The organism is Butyrivibrio sp. CB08, from assembly GCF_003625485.1.
Lineage (GTDB): Bacteria > Bacillota > Clostridia > Lachnospirales > Lachnospiraceae > Butyrivibrio.
Window position 1 is genome coordinate 679252 of record NZ_RAIR01000001.1, and the last position, 21727, is coordinate 700978.

At 41.8% G+C, this 21727-nt stretch carries 16 protein-coding genes and 1 tRNA gene; all 17 read left to right on the plus strand.

All coding sequences use genetic code 11. From position 1 onward, the window contains the following. Nucleotides 1–369: 369 nt before the first annotated feature. The 17 genes from serC to D6855_RS03060 all read left to right on the plus strand — a co-directional run bounded on the left by serC (nucleotide 370) and on the right by D6855_RS03060 (nucleotide 21609). Nucleotides 370–1452 carry a 3-phosphoserine/phosphohydroxythreonine transaminase gene (serC, locus tag D6855_RS02980; RefSeq protein WP_120737860.1) on the plus strand — a complete coding sequence of 361 codons (1083 nt, stop codon included), beginning with the start codon at nucleotides 370–372 and terminating at the stop codon, nucleotides 1450–1452. Nucleotides 1453–1464: 12 nt separating this feature from the next. Further along, nucleotides 1465–2634, plus strand: coding sequence for a phosphoglycerate dehydrogenase (locus D6855_RS02985; RefSeq protein ID WP_120737862.1), 1170 nt, complete (start codon nucleotides 1465–1467; stop codon nucleotides 2632–2634). 85 nt (nucleotides 2635–2719) lie between these two features. After that, nucleotides 2720–3970 carry a DUF1015 domain-containing protein gene (locus D6855_RS02990; protein WP_120737864.1) on the plus strand — a complete coding sequence of 417 codons (1251 nt, stop codon included), beginning with the start codon at nucleotides 2720–2722 and terminating at the stop codon, nucleotides 3968–3970. Between the two features lie 29 nt (nucleotides 3971–3999). Continuing rightward, complete coding sequence (glgB, locus tag D6855_RS02995; protein ID WP_120737866.1) at nucleotides 4000–6453, plus strand: 1,4-alpha-glucan branching protein GlgB; 2454 nt, start codon at nucleotides 4000–4002, stop codon at nucleotides 6451–6453. An 88-nt stretch (nucleotides 6454–6541) separates the two neighbouring features. Next, nucleotides 6542–6614, plus strand: a tRNA-Thr gene (locus tag D6855_RS03000). A gap of 120 nt (nucleotides 6615–6734) precedes the next feature. Beyond that, nucleotides 6735–7259 carry an adenine phosphoribosyltransferase gene (locus D6855_RS03005; protein ID WP_120737868.1) on the plus strand — a complete coding sequence of 175 codons (525 nt, stop codon included), beginning with the start codon at nucleotides 6735–6737 and terminating at the stop codon, nucleotides 7257–7259. 6 nt (nucleotides 7260–7265) lie between these two features. Further along, a complete protein-coding gene (locus D6855_RS03010; protein WP_120737870.1) occupies nucleotides 7266–9548 on the plus strand; it encodes a RelA/SpoT family protein in 2283 nt (760 codons plus the stop codon). After that, on the plus strand, nucleotides 9548–10198 hold the full coding sequence (locus tag D6855_RS03015; protein ID WP_120737872.1) for an MBL fold metallo-hydrolase: 651 nt from the start codon (nucleotides 9548–9550) through the stop codon (nucleotides 10196–10198). Before D6855_RS03010 ends, D6855_RS03015 begins: the two co-directional genes overlap by 1 nt. 4 nt (nucleotides 10199–10202) lie before the next feature. Then, nucleotides 10203–11621, plus strand: coding sequence for a coproporphyrinogen dehydrogenase HemZ (gene hemZ, locus D6855_RS03020; protein ID WP_120737874.1), 1419 nt, complete (start codon nucleotides 10203–10205; stop codon nucleotides 11619–11621). A gap of 103 nt (nucleotides 11622–11724) precedes the next feature. Further along, on the plus strand, nucleotides 11725–12600 hold the full coding sequence (locus tag D6855_RS03025) for a hypothetical protein (RefSeq protein ID WP_120737876.1): 876 nt from the start codon (nucleotides 11725–11727) through the stop codon (nucleotides 12598–12600). A gap of 179 nt (nucleotides 12601–12779) precedes the next feature. Continuing rightward, nucleotides 12780–13148: a 6-carboxytetrahydropterin synthase gene (locus tag D6855_RS03030; protein ID WP_120737877.1), complete on the plus strand. Its 369-nt coding sequence runs from the start codon at nucleotides 12780–12782 to the stop codon at nucleotides 13146–13148. A gap of 11 nt (nucleotides 13149–13159) precedes the next feature. Next, a complete protein-coding gene (locus D6855_RS03035; protein ID WP_120737879.1) occupies nucleotides 13160–15079 on the plus strand; it encodes a Firmicu-CTERM sorting domain-containing protein in 1920 nt (639 codons plus the stop codon). Between the two features lie 115 nt (nucleotides 15080–15194). Continuing rightward, a complete protein-coding gene (gene xrtG, locus D6855_RS03040) occupies nucleotides 15195–15902 on the plus strand; it encodes an exosortase family protein XrtG (RefSeq protein WP_120737881.1) in 708 nt (235 codons plus the stop codon). 2 nt (nucleotides 15903–15904) lie between these two features. Beyond that, complete coding sequence (locus D6855_RS03045; protein WP_120737883.1) at nucleotides 15905–17266, plus strand: TIGR03111 family XrtG-associated glycosyltransferase; 1362 nt, start codon at nucleotides 15905–15907, stop codon at nucleotides 17264–17266. Then, entirely contained in the window at nucleotides 17263–18426 is a 1164-nt protein-coding gene (locus tag D6855_RS03050; RefSeq protein WP_120737885.1) for a hypothetical protein, read from the plus strand. Before D6855_RS03045 ends, D6855_RS03050 begins: the two co-directional genes overlap by 4 nt. A gap of 11 nt (nucleotides 18427–18437) precedes the next feature. Further along, nucleotides 18438–18905, plus strand: coding sequence for a 6-carboxytetrahydropterin synthase (locus D6855_RS03055; RefSeq protein WP_158589454.1), 468 nt, complete (start codon nucleotides 18438–18440; stop codon nucleotides 18903–18905). Continuing rightward, a complete protein-coding gene (locus D6855_RS03060; RefSeq protein ID WP_120737889.1) occupies nucleotides 18895–21609 on the plus strand; it encodes a 6-pyruvoyl-tetrahydropterin synthase-related protein in 2715 nt (904 codons plus the stop codon). The genes D6855_RS03055 and D6855_RS03060 overlap by 11 nt, the downstream gene beginning before the upstream one ends. Nucleotides 21610–21727 lie beyond the last annotated feature (118 nt).

The following is a 21727-nucleotide window of genomic DNA, read 5'->3' on the forward strand; positions in this document are numbered from 1 at the left end:
TCATGTTCTTCCTGGTGGAAAATGTGAAATTTTGAAAGATAATGATGACGATCCACATACAATTTCTTTCCCGGTTTCAGCAGGATATGGAGCATATGCTCTTGTAAGAATTAAATAATCCATATTAGACATTTCATATATACAAAATAGAGCAAGGAAGAGGGGTTAGTCCTCTTCCTTGCTTTTTGTTTTAGTCTGTTTTGATATAACATTAAGATTAAAATCACTCCACAAAAACGACAAAAAACATCAAAGGAAAAATTAAATAACAAACATTATGGAATGACGTTATTGACAAAATTTTTTTTGCGTTTACAATTAACTTTAAGTTATTAAAGTGAAAAAGTAATACTAAGGAGGAGATTTAAATTGTCACGAGTTTATAATTTTTCAGCTGGTCCGGCAGTACTTCCGGAAGAGGTATTAAAACAGGCTGCAGCAGAGATGCTTGATTACAATGGATGTGGAATGTCCATCAATGAGATGAGTCACAGATCCAAGACCTTTGACAGCGTTATTGAGACTGCAGAGCAGGATATCAGAGATCTTATGAACATTCCTGACAATTATAAGGTTCTCTTTTTACAGGGCGGAGCAAGCCAGCAGTTCGCAGCTGTTCCTCTTAACCTTATGAAGAATGGCAAGGCTGGTTATATCATCACAGGTCAGTGGGCTAAAAAGGCTTATCAGGAAGCTCAGAAGTATGGAGAGGCTATAGAGCTTGCATCAAGTGCAGACAAGACCTTCTCATATATTCCTGACTGCTCAAATCTTGATATCTCTGATGATCTTGACTATGTATATATCTGCGAGAACAACACAATCTACGGAACCAAGTTCAAGACGCTCCCTGATACTAAGGGCAAGATTCTTGTGTCTGACGTTTCTTCATGCTTCCTTTCTGAGCCGGTTGATGTATCCAAGTATGGTGTTATCTACGGCGGTGTTCAGAAGAACGTAGGACCTGCTGGTCTTGTTATCAGCATCATCAGAGAAGATCTCATCACAGATGATGTTCCTGCTTATACACCTACAATGCTCAAGTGGAAGACTCAGGCTGACAATGGCTCTTTATACAACACTCCTAACTGCTGGAGCATCTATATGTGCGGTCTTGTATTTAAGTGGCTTAAACAGCAGGGCGGTCTTGCAGAGATGAAGAAGAGAAATGAAGAGAAGGCTGCAGTTCTCTATGACTATCTTGATCAGAGCAAGATGTTCAAGGGAACAGTAAGACCTGAGGATCGTTCTCTTATGAATGTTCCATTTGTTACTGATTCTGAGGATCTCAATGCCAAGTTTATCAAGGAGGCTACAGCTGCTGGATTTGTAAGCCTTAAGGGACACAGAACAGTTGGTGGTATGAGAGCAAGTATCTACAACGCTATGCCTATCGAGGGTGTTAAGAAGCTTGTAGAGTTCATGGATAAGTTTGAGAAAGAAAACGCATAATAGGGGGATAAAATGTACAAGTACAAATGCTTAAATCCAATCGCCAAGATTGGTCTTAATAATTTCACGGATCAGTACGAGACAGTTGATAACGTTGACGATGCTGAGGGTATTCTGGTAAGAAGTGCCAACATGCTTGAGATGGAGTTTTCAGACACTCTTCTTGCAATCGCAAGAGCTGGTGCTGGTGTTAACAACATTCCTCTCGACAGATGTGCTGAGAAAGGTATTGTTGTTTTCAATACTCCAGGCGCTAATGCCAACGGCGTAAAAGAGATGGTTCTTGCTTCTATGCTCATCGCATCAAGAGACATCATCGGTGGAACAGAGTGGGTTAAGGCTAACGCTGGTGATCCTGATATTGCCAAGATCACAGAGAAGGCAAAAAAGAAATTTGCTGGTACAGAGATCTTTGGTAAGAAGCTTGGTATCATCGGACTTGGAGCTATCGGTGTCCGTGTTGCTAACTCAGCAAGACAGCTTGGCATGGAAGTATATGGCTATGATCCATATCTTTCAATCGATGCAGCCTGGAGGCTTTCTTCTGATGTTAAGCACGTAACTAATGTGGATGACATCTATTCAAAGTGTGATATTATCACAATCCATGTTCCTGCTCTTGACTCAACAAAGGGTATGATCAATAAGGATGCCATTGCCAAGATGAAGAAGGGTGTTATCATCATCAACCTTGCGAGAGATATTCTCTGCAATGAAGTTGATGTTCTTGCTGGTATCAATTCAGGCAAGATCAGGAAGTATGTTACTGACTTCCCAAATCCTGTTATCGCAGGTCACGATGGATGTATCGTTATTCCTCACCTTGGAGCTTCTACAGAGGAGTCAGAGGACAACTGTGCTGTTAAGGCTGTTCTTGAGATGAAGGATTATCTTGAGAATGGTAACATCAACAATTCAGTAAATCTTCCTAACTGCGACATGGGCGTATGCCATGGACCAAGAGTTGGTATCTTCCACAAGAACGTGGCGAACATGATTGGTCAGTTCACAACAGTATTCGGCAATATGGGCATGAACATCTCTGACATGACCAACAAGTCAAGAGGTGACTATGCTTACACACTTATCGACCTTGAAGAGAAGGTAACTCCTGAGATCGTTAAAAAGCTTTCTAAGATTGACGGCGTTATCAGAGTAAGAGTCGTAAGAGAAGACGTTTAATTTAAGAAAATATAGTAAAATAGTGGGAGAGATTTTGTGCTTCGCAAGGTCTCTCCTTATATTTTTTTGATGGAGGATATGAAAAATGGCGGATATCAGACCTTTTAAAGCGTACAGACCGGCAACTGACAAGGTGGAGAAGATCGCAGCTCTCCCCTATGACGTATATAACAGACAGGAGGCCAGAGAGGTTGTAGAAAAGAATCCTGATTCTTTCCTTACAATCGACAGACCAGAGACATTCTTTGAGCCTGATCATGACATGTATGCTCCTGAAGTATATGAAAGAGCAGCAAAAGAGCTCAGAGACAGAATGGCCAAGGGAGATTTTATCCAGGATGAAGAAAACTGCTACTACATCTATGAGCTTACATTTAAGGGCAGAAGTCAGACAGGAATTGTAGCGCTTTCTTCTGTAGATGATTACTTAAACGGAGTGATCAAAAAACACGAGAACACCAGAGAAGAAAAGGAAAAAGACAGGATCGAACACGTCTATACCTGCAAGGCTCAGACTGGTCCTATTTTTCTGTGCTATAGAGAAAACAAGACTATAAGCGAGATCGTAAACAAGGTAAAGAGTGTTGATGAGCCTGTTTATGACTTTGTTTCAGATGGGGATGTAAGAAATAGAGTATGGCTTATGGAAGATGAAGATGAGAACAACATGATAAGCCGCGTATTTACTACAATTAACGATATCTATATCGCTGATGGTCACCACAGATGTGCTTCTGCAGTAAAGGTGGGCCTTAAGATGAGAGAGGAAGGAAAGGGAAGCCTTAAGGGCAAGCAGCAGTCTGACTACTTCCTGTCAGTTCTTTTCCCTGATTCTGAGCTTATGATCATGGATTACAACAGGGTTGTAAAGGATCTGAATGGTTTTTCTGAAGAGGAATTCCTTAATAAGATAAAAGAGAAGTTTGATGTTGCTGCTGAGTCAGAGGCTGTTAAGCCTGATAAGAAGGCTTCGTTTGGAATGTACCTTAATAAGAAGTGGTACAGATTAACTGCGCATAAGGATCTTTTGAAGGATGATGCTGTTGAGGGCCTTGATGTATCTATACTTCAGAATGAAGTTCTTTCTCCAATCCTGGGAATCGGAGATCCAAGGACTGATAAGAGAATTGACTTTGTTGGCGGAATAAGGGGACTTTCTGAACTTGAAAAGAGAGCTGACAGTGATATGTGTCTTGCCTTCTCCATGTATCCGACTTCAATTTCAGAACTTTTTGAAGTGGCAGATGCGAAAAGGCTCATGCCTCCTAAGTCAACATGGTTTGAACCAAAACTTCTCAGTGGTTTATTCATCCATGACATTTGTGGTAAGATATAAATATATTGATAACTTATGGAGGGATTACCGTGAATAATAAACTGTACAAGATGATGAACTGGCCTGAAATCGAAGAGATCATTTATTCTGATGGTGATGATCCCCACAGAATATTGGGCGCCCATAAGGTCGGCAATAACTTCCTTATCCAGGCGTTTTATCCAGATGCTCTTTCTATCAAGGTTTACATCGAGAACAGCAAAAAGAGCTATGAAATGGAACTTGCTGATGAGGCTGGTTTCTTTGCCGTGATCGTACCCTATGTAGACAAGCTAAAATATCATCTGCTTATCACTGATGCAGATGGCAATGAGACCAAGGTCTACGATCCATATGCCTTTGGCCCTCTCATGGACAGAGAGGATTTCATCAAGCTTGGAAGCGGTATCCACTTTAAGATATATGAAAAGATGGGCGCTCATCCCATGAAGAGGAACGGGATAGAGGGCTGTGAATTTGCGGTTTGGGCTCCTTCTGCTGCAAGAGTCAGTGTTATTGGTGATTTCAATAACTGGGATGGCAGAATATGTCAGATGCACAGACTTGATCCAATAGGTGTGTTTGAGATATTCATTCCTGGTGCCAAGGTTGGCGATGGCTATCAGTTTGAGATCAAGACCAGAAATGGACTTATCTTAAAAAGACCTGATCCATATGCAATTCAGTCCAAGGGAGAGAATGGCGTTATTTCCGTTATAACCAAGACTCCATCCTTTAACTGTACTGATGAAAAGTGGATAGCAGGCAGAAAGAACCTCAATTTGGATGAGGATCCTGTTTCTATCTGTGAGATCAGCCTTGAGGCTTTTGCTGGAAGACATGAAGGCAAGAGCACCATGGAGGAGATCACTAAAGACGTCCTTGAATATGTAATTAACCATGACTTTAATACCATTGAACTCATGCCTGTAATGAAGCATGTTCCAGGACATTTCTACCACATTTTGAATTTCTTTGCCCTGGATGAAATCTATGGAACTCCTGAAGATTTCAAGAAATTTATTGATGCATGTCATGAGGCTGGTATCAGAGTTATCCTTGACTGGGTTCCAACATTCTTCCCTAAATCATCCTGTGGTCTTAGCGAGTTTGATGGAAGAAGTCTGTTTGAATATGCTGATCCAAGGATTGGAATACACCCTAAGTCTGGCGATCTTATCTTTGATTATGGAAGAAAGGAAGTTACTAATTTCCTTATTTCAAATGCGATCTATTGGGTCGATCAGTTCCACATCGATGGAATAAGGTCCTCTGATATTTCAAGGATCCTTTACCTTGACTATGATCGCAAGCCCGGTGAGTGGATGCCAAATATCTACGGTGGCAATGAGAATCTGGAGGCTCTTGAGTTCCTCAAGCAGTTTACATCTGTTCTTCACAAGAATTATCCTGGAATAATTCTTTTCACCAAAGAAACTGCCTGCTGGCCACATGTTACAGAAGGCATTGAAGAGGGCGGCCTTGGATTTGACTTTAAGTGGAACAATGGCTGGAGCAGAGATTTCCTGTCATATATGGAAAATGATCCTCTGTTCAGAGCTGGACACCACGATGAGGTTACATTCAGTCTTATCTACAGCTATACAGAGAGATTTGTCCTTGCGTTTACTCATGAAGACATTGAGAAAGGTCTTGAGGGTCTGTATTACCGCATGCCTGGCGATTCATCCCAGAAGATGGCAAACCTTCGCCTTGCTGTCAGCTTTATGATGGTTCACCCTGGCAGAAAGCACCTCTACATGGAGCCTGATGCCCTTACAGTTGATCAGTCTGTGTTTGTTGAGAACATGATAAAAGATCTCAATGAACTCTATTACAAGAAACCTGCGCTCCATGTCCTTGATGGCAGTGATGCAGGCTTTGAGTGGATAAACGTCCTTGCTTCAGAGGAATGTATGCTGGCATTTGTAAGAAAGACTGAAAATGAGGATGAGATGCTGGTTGTAGTTGCCAATATGGCAGGCGTTGACAGGGAATTCGAGATAGGAGTTCCCGCTGACGGCAGATACCTTGAGATCTTTAACTCAGACAATACCAACTATGGCGGAAAGGGAATGCTCAACCAGGGCAGAAAAGAAGCAAGACGCAAGGAGGTAGATGGAAGAAACTATTCAATCTCCATCGAAATGGCGCCTGTTTCTCTTGCTATCTTCAGCTACACTCCTTATACCGATCAGGAAAAGAAGATCCGTGCTATCAAGGAAGAGCAGGAGATCAAGAAAGAGAAGGAAAAGCAGGAACGCATGGAAGCTCTTTTGAAGAAACAGTCCCTTGAAGAGGAGAAGCTCCTTAGAGACCTTAAGCAGAAGTATGAAAAAGAGCTTAAGGAGCAGGAGAGGGCTATTGAAGAAAAGTATGAGAAGATCGAGGAAGAGAGGATCTTCAACATTATTTCTGAGGAAGCTTTAAAGAGAGTTGCCAAGAAGAATACAGCTAAGAAGGCCCCTGCCAAGAAGGCTGCTCCCAAAAAGAAAAAGTTGTAAATCTTCTAATATGAATTTATAATAATGAAGTTGCTAAGGTGGATTCCGGAATGATCTGGAATCCACTTTAAATACGGCTTATATAAAGGCTGGAATAGCGCAGTCGGTAGCGCAACTGATTCGTAATCAGTAGGTCGAGGGTTCAAGTCCCTTTTCCAGCTCTATTGTACAGAAAAAGAGACAACATTTTTCTTTGTTGTCTCTTTTTATTATAATAATATGTCGAATTATTTTGTTATGCATCGTAATATAATTTCAATCGATGCGGAGAGGGTATAACCATGAAAGAATTAAAAGATTACGTACGTACAATACCGGATTTTCCTGAGCCAGGCATTATGTTCAGAGATATTACCTCTGTTCTTCAGGATGCGGAGGGGTTCAAACTTGCTATCGACCAGATGCAGGACCTTATTAAGGACCTTGATTTTGACGTAGTACTTGGAGCTGAGTCAAGAGGATTTATCTTCAGTGCTCCTATTGCATATAACAGAGGTAAGGCACTTGTTCCTGTTAGAAAGAAGGGCAAGCTTCCTTGTGAGACAGTAGAAGTTTCTTATGACCTTGAGTATGGTCAGGCTACACTTGAGCTCCACAAGGACTCAATCAAGCCAGGACAGAAGGTTCTTTTAGTAGATGACCTTATGGCAACAGGCGGAACAATCGAAGCTATGATCAAGCTTGTTGAGATGCTCGGCGGCGAAGTTGCTGGTATCCTTGTTCTCATGGAGCTTAAGGGTCTTAAGGGAAGAGAGAGACTTAGCAAATACAGGTTAGACGCAGCACTTAGTTACGAGGGGAAGTAATTTTAGATGTCTCAACACTTTGACGACGGAAAAATTGAAGCAATCCCTGAGTTTAAGTCTCCTGAGAGCCTTTATGAGGGCCTTATCACCAGAGTCAAGAAGTATCACCCCTCTGATGATATCTCCCTTATAGAGAAGGCTTACAAACAGGCGGCACAGGCTCATGAGGGACAGCTGCGCAAATCTGGTGAACCATATATCATTCACCCACTTTGCGTAGCTATAATCCTTGCTGATCTTGAGATGGATAAAGAGACCATCGCAGCAGGGCTTCTTCATGATGTCGTTGAAGACACCATCTGTACTAAGGAAGAGATAGAAGCTGAATTTGGTACCGACGTAGCACTTCTTGTTGACGGCGTTACCAAACTGACAGCTCTGCAGCTGACATCAGACAATACAGGCAAGACTCCTGAGCAGCTTGATATGCAGGCTCAGAACCTTCGTAAGATGTTCCTTGCAATGGCCAAGGATATCAGAGTCATCCTCATTAAGCTTGCGGACAGACTCCACAACATGCGTACTCTTGAGCATATGCCTCCAGAGAAACAGCAGAGGATTGCCCAGGAGACTCTGGACATCTATTCACCTATCGCTGGACGTCTTGGTATCAGCAGGATCAAGGTTGAACTGGATGACCTTTCTCTTAAGTATCTCAAGCCTGACGTATATAAGGATCTTGCTGAGAAGGTTGCAGCAAGAAAGAGCGAAAGAGAGAGCTACGTAGAAGAGATCTGCGAAAATGTTCGTAAGAACATTGCTGCTGCTGGCATTAAGGGTGAGGTTAACGGAAGAGTCAAGCATTTCTTTAGCATCTATAAAAAGATGCGCAACCAGAATAAGTCACTTGATCAGATCTATGATCTGTTTGCGATTCGTATCATTGTAGATACAGTCAAGGACTGTTATGCTGCGCTTGGTGTAATCCATGAGCTCTATAAGCCTATACCGGGCAGATTCAAGGATTACATTGCAATGCCCAAGCCCAACATGTATCAGTCCCTTCATACAACTCTTATTGGACAGACTGGTCAGCCATTTGAGATTCAGATCAGAACCTATGATATGCATAGGGCAGCTGAATACGGTATCGCTGCCCATTGGAAGTACAAAGAGTCTTCTGATGGCAAAAAGGCTGATAGCGGTGAGGAAGAGAAGCTCATATGGCTTCGTCAGATCCTTGAATGGCAACAGGATCTTTCTGACAACCAGGAGTTCATGAGTCTTTTAAAGAGCGACTTAAACCTCTTCTCTGAAGACGTTTATTGCTTCACTCCAACTGGAGAAGTTAAGAACCTCCCTGCAGGATCAACACCTATCGATTTTGCTTACAGTATTCACTCAGCTGTTGGTAATAAGATGATCGGTGCCAAGGTCAATGGCAAACTTGTGCCTATTGACTACAAGATCCAGAATGGTGACCGCATCGAGGTTGTAACCAGCCAGAATTCCAAGGGACCAAGCAGAGACTGGCTCTCTATCGCAAGGTCCACATCCACCAAGAACAAGATCAATCAGTGGTTCAGGCATGAACTTAAGGAAGAGAACGTCCTTAAGGGAAAAGAGCTGCTGATAGAATATTGCAAATCCAAGGGAATGGATTATTACACCATTGCCAAGCCCGAATTCCAGGCTATTGTCACAAGAAAGTACGGATTCCATGAATGGGATGCGGTTCTTGCTGCAGTAGGCCACGGGGGCCTTAAGGAAGGTCAGATCATCAACAAGATCTTAGAGCTTGGTGACAAGGAGCACAAGCGCAACATCACTGACGAAGAGGTGCTTGCAGCTGTTGCTGAATCCAATGTAACTCCTCAGGTTTCAGGTTCTGATAACGCCATCATTGTTAAAGGCGTTCATGACGTTGCGGTAAGGTTCTCCAAGTGCTGCAACCCTGTACCTGGTGATGACATATGCGGATTTGTTACAAGAGGAAGAGGCGTATCCATCCACAGAAAGGACTGCATCAATGTTATCAAGATGCAGGAAGAAGACAGAACCAGACTTATTGAAGCCAGATGGCAGGCTGATTCTGGCGCTTCTGGTGGTAAGTACGCAGCTACCATCAAGATCTTTGCCAATAACAGAAGTGGTCTTCTTGCAGATGTATCAAGAGCCCTTACTGAAAAAGATATAGACATCCTGTCCATGAATACCCGTACCAGCAAGCAGGGTCTTGCTACCATGGAGACATCTTTCCAGGTTTCTTCAAGGGATCAGCTTAGAGATATTGTGGACAAGATCAGACAGATCGACAGCGTAATCGATATAGAGAGGACAACAGGCTGATGGCTGAAACTAAGGTCGGAATGTTCACTTTGGGAATGGTTGGCACCAACTGTTACTTTGTCTTTAAAGAGGATGAAACAGATGCTGAAGGCAACAGACACTGCATCTTTTTTGATCCGGCAGACAGAGAGGCCAGGATATTTGAAGCTCTTAAGGAGAATCAAATCGTAGTGGATCTGATTCTTTTGACCCATGGACATTTTGATCACATTGGCGGAGCGGCAGAGCTTAAGAAACTTACCGGGGCTAAGCTTGGATGCCTTAAGGAAGAGGAAGCTATCTGTAAGGATCCATACCTTAACCTTGGAAACAGCTATGGAATGGACCTTAGTGTTTCTCCTGATATTCTTTACAGAGACGGCGAAGAGATAACTGCTGCAGGTCTTAAATGCAGGGTGCTTAAGACACCCGGACACACATCAGGCAGCTGTTGTTATTACTTTGAGGATGATAATATACTTATCAGCGGAGATACACTGTTTGAGGAATCCGTTGGAAGAACAGATTTTCCCACCAGCTCAACCAGTGATCTCATCAGGTCTGTGAAAGAGAAGATATTTGTTCTTCCCGATGAGACTTATGTTTATCCGGGTCACGGGGAGATGACCACAGTTGGCCATGAGAAACAGTACAATCCATTTATAATTTAAGATAATGCAGATAATTTATATAAAAGAAGACAAGTTTCAATATGATATTCACTCACTGTACAAGGCGTTTTATCCAACTTCAGAGGTAAGAGTGATTGTAGGTGAGAAGGGATCAAACCCCGATAAAGAAAAGGATATTTCACCTGATGATGAGATATCCTTTATTGATGTAGATAAAACCAAGAACGAACTAAAAAAAGATATATACCTTGATCTTTCAAAAAAGACTGGCAAGAACCTTCCCTGGGGAGATCTTACCGGGATCCGTCCCACAAGGATAGCCATGAACCTTTTTGAAGAGGGTAAGAGCGATCCTGAGATCTATTACTACATGAAGGATACTTATCTGGTAAGTGATGAGAAGATAGCAGTCAGCATAGACATTGCCAAAAGGGAGAGGGACATATTAAAGGACATAGATTATATAAACGGATATAGTCTGTACATCGGTATTCCGTTTTGTCCAACCACCTGTCTTTACTGTTCATTTACATCCTATCCGATAGGAGCATATAGCAGTCTTGTTGATGACTATCTGTCCTGTCTTGAAAAAGAGATAGATTATGTGGCAGAGAATTTTGCTGACAAAACCCTGGATACCATTTATATCGGAGGTGGCACTCCTACCACTTTGGAGCCAGACCAGATAAGGCGTCTTATTGGATACCTGAGAGATAAGGTTGATCTTTCCAAGGTAAAAGAGTTTACTGTGGAGTCAGGAAGACCTGATTCTATAACAAGGGATAAGCTTAAGGCCATGAAGGAGATGGGTGTAACAAGAATTTCTGTTAACCCACAGACTATGAGCGATGAGACTCTAAAGCTCATTGGAAGAAGGCACACAGTTGCGCAGCTTATTGATGCCTTTAAGATGGCAAGGGAAGAGGGCTTTGATAATATCAATATGGATATTATCTTAGGACTTCCGGGAGAGACTAAAGAGGATGTCTCTCACACCATAGAAGAGATCAAAAAGCTTGATCCAGACGACCTTACAGTTCACTGCCTTGCTGTTAAGAGGGGATCTAAGCTCTTTGAAGTCATAAGGGAAAAAGAGCTGTCTGGAAACCTCAAGATACCTATGCTTGATACCATGAGTGATATTGAGGATATGGCTGTGATAGCTGCAAAGGGAGCTGGTGATATGGGACTTAAGCCATATTACCTCTACAGGCAGAAAAACATCAGTGGCAATTTTGAAAACACAGGATATGCCAGAGAAGGTAAGGCTGGAATATACAACATACTTATCAATGAGGAAGTCCAGTCAATTGTCGCACTGGGGGCTGGAACTGTTACCAAGAGAGTTTATGGCACTGGTGGCAGGATAGAGAGATGCGACAATGTCAAGGATGTTAAACTCTATATGGATAGCATCCAGGAGATGATTGAGAGAAAGAAGAAGCTGTTTGAAGAAGAGTAGGGGACTAAAAAACATACTTTGTATCATATTGCTTACGTGTTTAATATGTGGCTGTTCAAGTGCATATGAGGCCGACAGCTCTTTTGCGGATGCAGAGGAGGCGGTGATAAATGAAAGCGAAGGGCCTCTTGCGGATGCAGCAAGCATTATTAATGATGCATCTGAAAACACAGAGGGGGAGGCGACTATGCCTGAAGCGGACAGACCTAAACATCCCTTTGGGGCAGGAGTTTTTTCCTGGGATCATCTTGCAGATGAGACGGATATTGAGTGCCTTGTAAGTAATAATATTACTGAGATATATCAGTATATTAAGCCCGAGTACTCGGATGATGAGATAATGGATTTCCTTGGGAGGATGTCTGACAGGGGGATTGATGTATATATCCTTGATGGTGAGCCTTCCTGGGCATACAAGGATAACTTCAGATATATGGAAACAATTGTGGACAGGATTGCTTACATCAATAACTATGTAAGCCGCAGAGAGAGAATCTGCGGAATTGTCTACGATATTGAGCCCTATGTTCTTGATAAGTGGCACAGTACTCCGGATATTATCATGGATGAATATATCAGCAATGTATCTGAGGTGAGAGATAAGATCGACAGGCGTGGATACAACATCGAGATGTGCGTCTGTGTTCCGTACTCCTTTGATCTTATGGGATATGAAGCACATCTTGAGAGCCTTATAAGGAATTCAGATCAGGTATTTGTGCTTAATTACAACAAGAATAATGAAGTAGAGAACATAAGGACTGAGGTAGAGCTTGCCAGGGACTATGAAAAGCGCATAGTGACTGTATATGAGATACAGCCAGGACTTCTTTCCCAGACCAATAACAGTGTCACCTATTACAAGGATGGACTTGGAGCAATTGTAAAAAGCTATGACAATATTATCAGCTCCTATGAGGACAAGAAGATTGGTATAGCCTATCACACTTTGAATTATCTGAAAATTCTCAGCCAGTAACGATTAAATTTCAGTAAATAAGCCCTTTTTAGAATTTTATTTCTAAGGAGGGCTTTTTTGTTGATAATTTTAATTCAAAAACGTGAAATTTTTAAGTCTCGCTTATAGCATATACTTTCGGCATTTATTATGATTGAGATGTAAGAAACTGCATATTATAAAGGGTGGTTAATACTTAAATGCTTACACTCCAGGAAAAATCTTACAAATTGCGCACCTTTGTGGCGATACTTCACAGTTTTGACGGCAATGAAGAGAACAAACATGTTCATACCATTGAAATAAACTGCACGGTAAAGACAACAGAGGAAATAATAGATTACAGGATGACTGAAGGAACTCTTGCTGACTGCCTATCAAAATATGAAAATCAGTATCTGAACGATTTTGATGAGTTTAGTGAGGATGCCACTATAGAGCATTTTGGTGAAGTTATCTGTTATGAGATTGACGAGGCACTTTCAGACAACGGATACAGGATGACACGTTTTGAAATTGGAGAGACGCCTCTTCGAGTATATGTGATAACTGACGAGCTTAGAGATTAAAGAGGGAAGAAATGAAAAAGAATTTTTGCAAAGTAGTAGCGATCATACTTGCATCCAGCATGATGAGCATGACAGTATTTGCGGCTGAGGACACATTTGGTTCTGAGCCAGGTACAGGTGCGGAAACTTCGCAGCCAGCCCAGGACAGTACTGGCTCTGATAGCACTGGCTCTGATACCGGTTCATCAACTGGAGATAATACAAATACTAATACTGATGAAAATAAAGGGTCTCAGCCTGCAGAAGAGCATACTACTCCTGCAAATACAGATAATGGAGAAAATAAAGACGCAGAAGATACTGAAAATAGCGGCGAAAACAAGTCTTCAGAGACAGGTGATACACAGGAAACTACTCCTGCAAGTACACCAGCTCCTACTCCTTCAAACGACACATCAGAGTCTTCAGGCAGTGACAACTCATCTGATAATGGTGAGCAGAGAAGAACAGCTGCCATAGAGTCTCAGAACTGGTCCAATGGTGATCTTGAAGACGTTATGGGTGTTAAAGCTGTATCAGATGGACAGACTGTAACTATTTCTTATAAGACTAAGAACTCCAATGAGTGGGAACATACCTGGCAGAATTATCCGCTTACTATCACTTATCCAGATGGAACTACTCAGACTATCATCATTGATTATAATATGGGCGTTCATGGAAACAACTGGAGTGATGTTCCAGGTTATTCAGTAACACAGAGCTCAGATCAGGCAGATACACTGACACTTAATATTTCAATTCCAGCTTCATACTTTGCAAGCACTGACTTTACTGTAAGCAGCCAGAAATATTCTACAAGTGTTAACGGTGATGTTATAGAAGATGTATCAACATCAGATCCAAATGCTGTATATCAGGGAATTGGACTTGATGGCAACTTCAATGACTGGAATGCAGTTACCAAGTACGACTTAAAAGAGCCTAACGGCGAACATAATGTTGAATCTGTTGCATGGGTCATCGATTCTGACAGGGGATATGTATATATCTATGTAAAGGACGATGGCAATAACTCAGCAACATGGGCAGGACCTAATCACAACGGTAAATTTGAGATCTTAACAGATCTTGGAAACAGAATGCTTATCCAGCTTACACATGATGGCGCAGTAGTTGGAGCAAATGGATATGATGCAGTTCACACAGGAAGCCAGTGGGAGATCGCTATTCCAATAAGCGAGCTTCCAGCTAATACCGGCGGACTTTCTTTTGGACTTTATATGGAAGAGTCATCTCTTTCAGGTTATGGTGATACAGGAGAGATTGGTTCCAAGGTTGGAATCACCTATGACGGAAACAGCGATGACTGGAAATACTATCCATCAACACTTATTCAGTATGCAACTCCTGGTACTCAGGAGATGAAGGTAGATGGTGAAGCCAAGCAGTACTGCGACCAGGAAGAAAATATCTACGGATACTGCACAACTCAGATGGATGCTCACTTAAGTGAGAGAGGCGGCGAATTTACTCAGGCTGTAAGGATTGCTGTTAACAACGACTGGGATTGGAACAAGACCCTTGAGATGAGACTTGTAACAGTTGATTCAAACGGTAATATCAACTGGAATCCTCAGAGACAGGGACTTCCAGATGGAAGCTACGAGTATTACATCTTTGCTACAAATGCGTGGGGATCAAGTAAGAACATCAATGAGCTTGTACCAGCAGATGTATGCTATGGTAAGACAACAATCAACATCTCAGGCACAGAGCAGGAGATGGAGTGGTACGTCAATACAGTTAAGCTGGCAGAGAGATATGGAATAGACGCAACTGACGTTAAGGTTGTTTCAACCAAGTATTTAAGAATTGGTAATCAGGAAGTAACCTGCGCAGGAACAAGTTCAGGACCTTGGGGCGGCGCTGCAATGTGCATGCTTTCAGCATTTGTTCCATTTGTTATCAGGAAGAAATTCGTGTTCTGATCTTGGGAAAATAATAAAGACTTTTAAAAAGCGGCTATTTTAGCCGCTTTTTTAATAAACATTTCATGGAAACTTGTATATAATATATAGTAGGACTACGATACGGAGGTATGTCATGTCTTTTGCTACTAAAACAGCAGCTTTCTTTTCAACCATCAATCCCTCAAGCACCACAAAACTAATAATATTTCTTGTTCTTGTTGTTATCTGGCTTTTGAACTTAAGGATATTCTACAAAGTTAAAAATCAGGCGGCCTTTATCACTATAGGAATGGGCGGTCTGTTTATTCTGATGATGATCTTTCTAAGGCCAATTGCGACAATGCCTCTTGCAAGGATAGTTGCTGCACTTGCGGGACTCTTTGGCCGTGTAACAGGCTTCTTTTCAGCCTTTTTCAAGTATGGTATCATTTTTGTTGAGACTGCAGGCGGATCCATGACCCTTCAGATTGATTTTGAGTGTTCCGGAATCATTGAGATTATGGTTTATATCGCCATTCTTGCATTCTTCAGAGTCTATACAGTTTCTGAAAGGGCTATCCTTTCAGCTGTTGGAGTGATCTATATAATTATTGCCAATGCTCTCAGGATCATTATCATCGCGACCATGATCCACTTTGGCGGTGAGCAGATGTATTACATCGCTCATACCTACATAGGGCGTATTTTCTTCTATGCAGCTACGGTTATTCTGTATTTCTATGTATTCACCAAGTCACAGGTTGTAAGGATGAAGGTTGGAAGCTTCTCCTATGACAAGGAAAAGACTGAAACACCAAAAGAAGGCGAGACACAGGACGAAGAGAAAAAGGAAGATAAGTAAATATGGGATTAAATACGTTATTTAACTCCTTTATATTCTGGGGCGCCTGGGTAATCATCCCCTTTATCATGGAGATCATTCCCTCCATTGGAAGCGCCATCACACTGATCAAAAAGCGAATAAAAAACTACCATCCGGCGCCACCTGCTGCCTATCCGGAGATATCCCTGATCGTACCAGTTTATAACTCCTACGATTCATTAAGAGCGTGTATCAAATCTATCCATGACTCAAGCTATGACGACTCCAAGATAAGGGTATACCTTGTAAACAACAGGACCAAGGATGATTCTTTTCATGTATACACAGAGGCTCAGAAGGAATTCCCAACCATCAGGATGCAGTGGCTTAATGCCAGACAGGGAAAGAGCAGAGCCTTAAACCTTGCCCTTTATAACAGCACGGGCAAATATATTATCAATATCGATTCCGACGGTGCTCTTGAAAAAGATGCACTTAAAAACATGATCGATCTGTTTGAATCCGATGCATCTATTGGCTGTATGACTGGTGCAATCCTTACTATTCCGGAGCAGATCGAGGAGTACAAACATTTCTTTTCAAGGCTTCTTCGCCAGATAGAGTTCGTGGAATATGCCCAGGCTTTCCTTGCAGGAAGAAGTTACGCTTCTGAAAAGAATGAGATCTATACACTCTCTGGAGCTTTTTCGGCTTTTAGAAAATCTACAGTTTTAAAATCAAGAATGTACAACACCAATACCATCGCGGAGGATACTCAGATCACCTTCCAGATGAGATATCTCATGGGACAGAAGGTTAAGCTCTGCGACAATGCCATATATTTTGTTGGCCCCATCGAGGGCATGAACAAGCTCTATACCCAGAGGCAGAGGTGGCAGAGAGGATCCCTGGAAGTTGCAAACATGTTTGACTCAAAAGCCTTTCGCCCTGCAAGACTTCTTAAGGATGTAAATGTTAGAACTCTTTTGTACGATCACACCTTTGCATTCCCCAGAGTTGTCTGGATCCTGGCTCTTGTCTGCCTGTACTTTATGGACTTTTCAACCAAGATGATCCTGTTTTCCAGCGTTCTCATTATGCTCATCTATGTGGTCATCGCTTATTTGTATTTCTGGTCCATCAGCATATTCCTTCGGGAATTCCCTGATATTAAGAAGTACTACAAGTCGCTGTGGTGGGCGATCCCAATACTTCCGCTGTTTAATATGCTGACCTTCTTTATAAGACTTACTGGTATCTTTAACAGCATGAACACCACCAGTGCATGGAAGACCAAGACATTTACGGAGGAAGTGGAAGAGTACAAGAACGTTGTAAAAAGTGATATGAAGAAGATATCTCTTTTGAACTCAAAGCTCTATCATTTTATGAATGAATCATGAAAAAGACTAAAGAAAAAAGCGGACTTATCAGCATTCCAAAAATCTTATTACTGATGATCTTAGTGGTTACTGCACTAGTTGCTCTAACCTATTTTGAGATGCAAAGATATGAAGATGGAATACTGGATGTGTGTGCAACTCAGCAGGACAGCTATGTTCAGCTGGTTATTGATCAGATCAACTTAAAAGAGAACAGAACAGATCAGGAAATCATCGAGAGTATCTTAAGTACCCTTGATTCCTCCTCAAACAGGTATTGGACCTTTTCAAAGGATCAGACCATGCTCTACGTCAAGGATGCCCTTGAGACCAACAGATATCAGGCCCTCAATGCCAATTCCTACTATACAACAGATTCATCCATGGGCTTTATAACGAACTTAGAGCTCAACAAGGTTAAGCACGAGAGGATCTTTTTGGACAATAAAGAGTATATAGCCAGTGGAGCTCTGTTTGAATATGAAGGGGAGGAGTACAGAATCTGTCTTCTGACCAACACCACAGTCCTTCTTGATAACAACAAGTTTCTTGGTTCCAAGATGGAGCTCATCATTATCTTTGTTGTTGTTTACAGTGCAGTGTTTGTATTCCCTATTGCTCTTGCAATCCTTAACAACAAAAACAAAAAGAAGGTCTTTACTACCCAGGCTGATCTTCGCGAGGCCAACACTGCAATCGAGGTCCTTAATGAGAAGATAGTTAAGGATGAGATCTACGACAACAGGCTCAACCTTTTTAACTTCTCAGCTATTGACACCTTCCTTGAGGAGTACAAGAAAGAGGTGAAGGCTTTTCCTCTTTCCTTTATTGCTTTTGAGTATGGCCAGAAGGAGACAGTTTCAAATTTCTTTGGCCATAACTGTGTGCTCTTTGGGAAAAGAGATATCAAATTCTATGATGGTAAGAACCACCTGGCACTTATCCTTTCAGTAAAATGTGACAATGACAAGGCGAAAGAGATCGCTGGACGAGTTAAGGCTGACTGCAAGCTTCTTGCAATAGAGACAGCAAAGAGCAGGCTGGACCTTAAGGAATCCTATGACAGGATCATGAATGCTATGGGTAATCCTGAGATTATATCCGGATTGCCAAAGGGCAAACCAATGAGACCTGACTCAAGAACCGAGTCTAGATACAGAGCAAAAGAAGATCAGAATTAAGGAGAAACAAAGTGCGTAACGATGCCCTTAGAGAATACAAGTTCAAACTGTACTTAAATGCCAATCACTTTGTGATCTTTAATGGTCAGAAGGGTGAGAGTCATCCTCATACCTGGGAGTTTGCCATTGAGCTTTTGGTAGATAAGGATAAATTCATTATGTTCCTTGACTTTGAAAAGGCCATTGATGATTATCTTGAGCCTTTCCAGGACAAGCTCCTTAATGATATCAAGCCCTTTGATACCATTATTCCGACCCTGGAGAACATGCTTGATTACTTTGCTCCCATATTCTATGAGGAGATAAAAAAGATCGGAGGCCTTCTTATCAAGATAGAAGCCAGCGAAACTCCAAGCAGAACCTACGTCTATTCCTTCAGAGGAAGAGATGAGTATTTAAATGATCTTAATGAGCACATGAATACAGCTCTTTCAAATATAGTCCATTCCATAGTAGAAGAGAGTCTCGATGAAGAGTAAATTATCAGGATTTTTTGCAATCTTAATAACATGCGCTTCCCTCGCCGGGATTTCTTTTCTCCTGTATGAGTTTATTGTGGTGAATGGAATCTATCCCAGCGGTGAGGACGTGTTCTACCACCTGTTCAGAGGTGATGCTCTCTATAAGTCCATTGTAAAAAGAGATTACTATCCCCTGTACAACACCATGTGGTACAACGGCATTCAGCCCTTAAGGTACATTGCGCCGCTGTCAGCTCTTGTGATAGCCCTTTGCGAGATGTACGCAGGAGGGCAGCTTTATATTGCCTATATTTATTACTGTATAGTTCTCTTTTGCCTTGGCCAGATCATCTGGACAGCTATTGGTTTTAAAAAGAGAAGGCCTCTGACCGGTACAATATTTGGAATAATATGGTTCTTTCTTCCTATAAATATCTATGTTCTGTTTAGCCAGGGCAATCTTGCCATGGCTCTTTGCGTGTGCTTTGTGCCACTGCTTTTTGTTGGAGTATCTGAATATCTTCAAAATAACAGAACTTCCAGTCTTGTTTTCATTATGCTTATCAGCATCCTGATGATATTGTCCCACACAGGGGTAGCTCTTTTGCACTTTTTGCTTGTATGGCTCTACATGCTGATACAGAGGTTCTTCTTTCAGAACAGAAGAAGGATCACAAAGGTCTTTATCAGCTTCTTTATTTCGTTTTTGATCTGCGGAATATACACAGTTCCTACGCTCATTAATGGCTACGATTTTGAGAAACTGGACAAGGCAGGGAACTATTTCCAGAACATCTTAATCACGTTAAATCCGCTGTATCGTATTGATGTTAAGGACGCAGCTTATTTTGGATTATCTCTTTTGCTGATCGCAGTTCTTGGTATCCTTGTAAGCAACCATAAGTCTATCCCTATGTGCATTACAGCGGTTGTGGCGCTTCTTCTTACAAGCTCAACTTCCTATCTGATGATAAAGATCATCCCAGGCTCTGAGATGCTGTGGCTCATAAGGATTCTTCCTGGAGCAGCTACGCTGGTTCTGCTTGCTCTCATCTACTGGGAGAAGCTAAGGAAGTGGATCCTTGTTTTCTTTATGTTGCTTATCGTTGCAGATTCGATTCCTTCACTTTACTGGATCTATGGGAACGGTAATGCAAGGCAGCCTGGTGAGAGACTCCTTGAGCTATCTGAAAAGACACTTATAAAAGAAGCGAGAGAGTTGTGCAACCAGAGAGTAGCTCTTATTGACCTTGGAACATTATCTGGCGAGGGAGCTTTTGCCCTCAGCAACGGGCCAGATGGAGTTATGGAGGTTTATGGTCAGAAGTACGAGACAGCTGTGACTGGTGATAATACCATAAGGCTCAACATGGCCATGAGCGATGAGTACTTCGACTATCTCTTTGACAGGTGCATCACCCTTGGCGCAGATACGGTCATTATTGACAAGGAGCAGGCGCCATACGGGGAAAAGAGTCTCATCCGACTTGATAAGGCTGCTGAAAAGTGCGGCTATGATTTCCTGTATGAGAACAGCAGATACATGCTCTATCACCTTGCCGGAGTGGATTCATATTTTGGAACAAAGACTAAGTATGACGCCATTGGAATAGGATACAGTGCATATTCTCTTTCTCTGGCTTTTCCTAATATCAAAGAGACAAGCGATGAGTATCTTGACCACTACACATACGAGGAACTTTCTAAGTACAAGACTGTTTATCTGTCAGGGTTCTACTATGAAAACAGGATAAATGCAGAAAACCTTGTAAAGAAGCTGTCTGAAAACGGAGTAAGGGTCGTTATCCTGGCGGATGGAATGCCAGAAGATCGTGACACCAGAACCAAGACCTTTCTTGGAGTAACCTGCAATATTATCCAGTTTGAAAATGGTTATCCAATTCTTTATACCGAAGACTTTGGAGAGATGGATTGTGATCTTTTCCCAAGAGGATATTCCAAGTGGATCACGTATTACTTAAATGGTCTTCATTCTGTAAAGGGAACTATTTACGACAACAACATTGAGCTTGCGTTCTTTGGCTCTGGAATCAATGAGAACGTCTGCTACATCGGACTTAACATTCCTTTCTACTACTACATTACAAGGGACTCCCACGCCGAGAAGATCATGCAGTGGGTGATGGGAATGGAACCTTCGGTTCTCCCTGAAAAAGAGATCTATCCGATCCAGGTTTCTTCATTCCTTAACGGACTTATGATAAACAGCCCTGTGGACGGACTTAATACAGGTATTGCTTATCAGGATATATTCAGGTCAGACAGGGCAATAGGAGAGGACAATAATCTTCTTGTTGTAGATTCTGGAAATACCATAATAAGGGTTGTCTATCCATACCTTATGGAAGGTCTTATTGCTACTGGAATAGGTATTCTTCTTTGCATGATATTCCTTGTATATTGCACCACATCTGAGATAAGGGACAGAGAGGGAAGAGTGCACAAATCTGAACTTGAAGAGATACAAAAGGAAGAGGAACCTGTTTCAGAAAAAGCAGATGAAAACATTCCAGAAAATGAAGCTGAAAATGAAACTGAATTAGATACAAAATTAGATAAAGAAACTGATAATTTGGCTAAAATGGAAACTGATAAACTTAACTCCCCAAAAGAACCAAAATATGACCTTAAGTCATTTGACCTTGACATCAGCAGTGGAGACGATTTTGATATCCCCTTTGGACAGAGGAATAAGGACTGATTAATGGTGAATTTGGAAACTGGAAATAAAATAGCCAGTGCCCCAGTTTACACAAATTTTATCCTTTGATAGTTGCTTGTAGTTGTGCAATATGCTATACTAATTTAAATCATGGCGT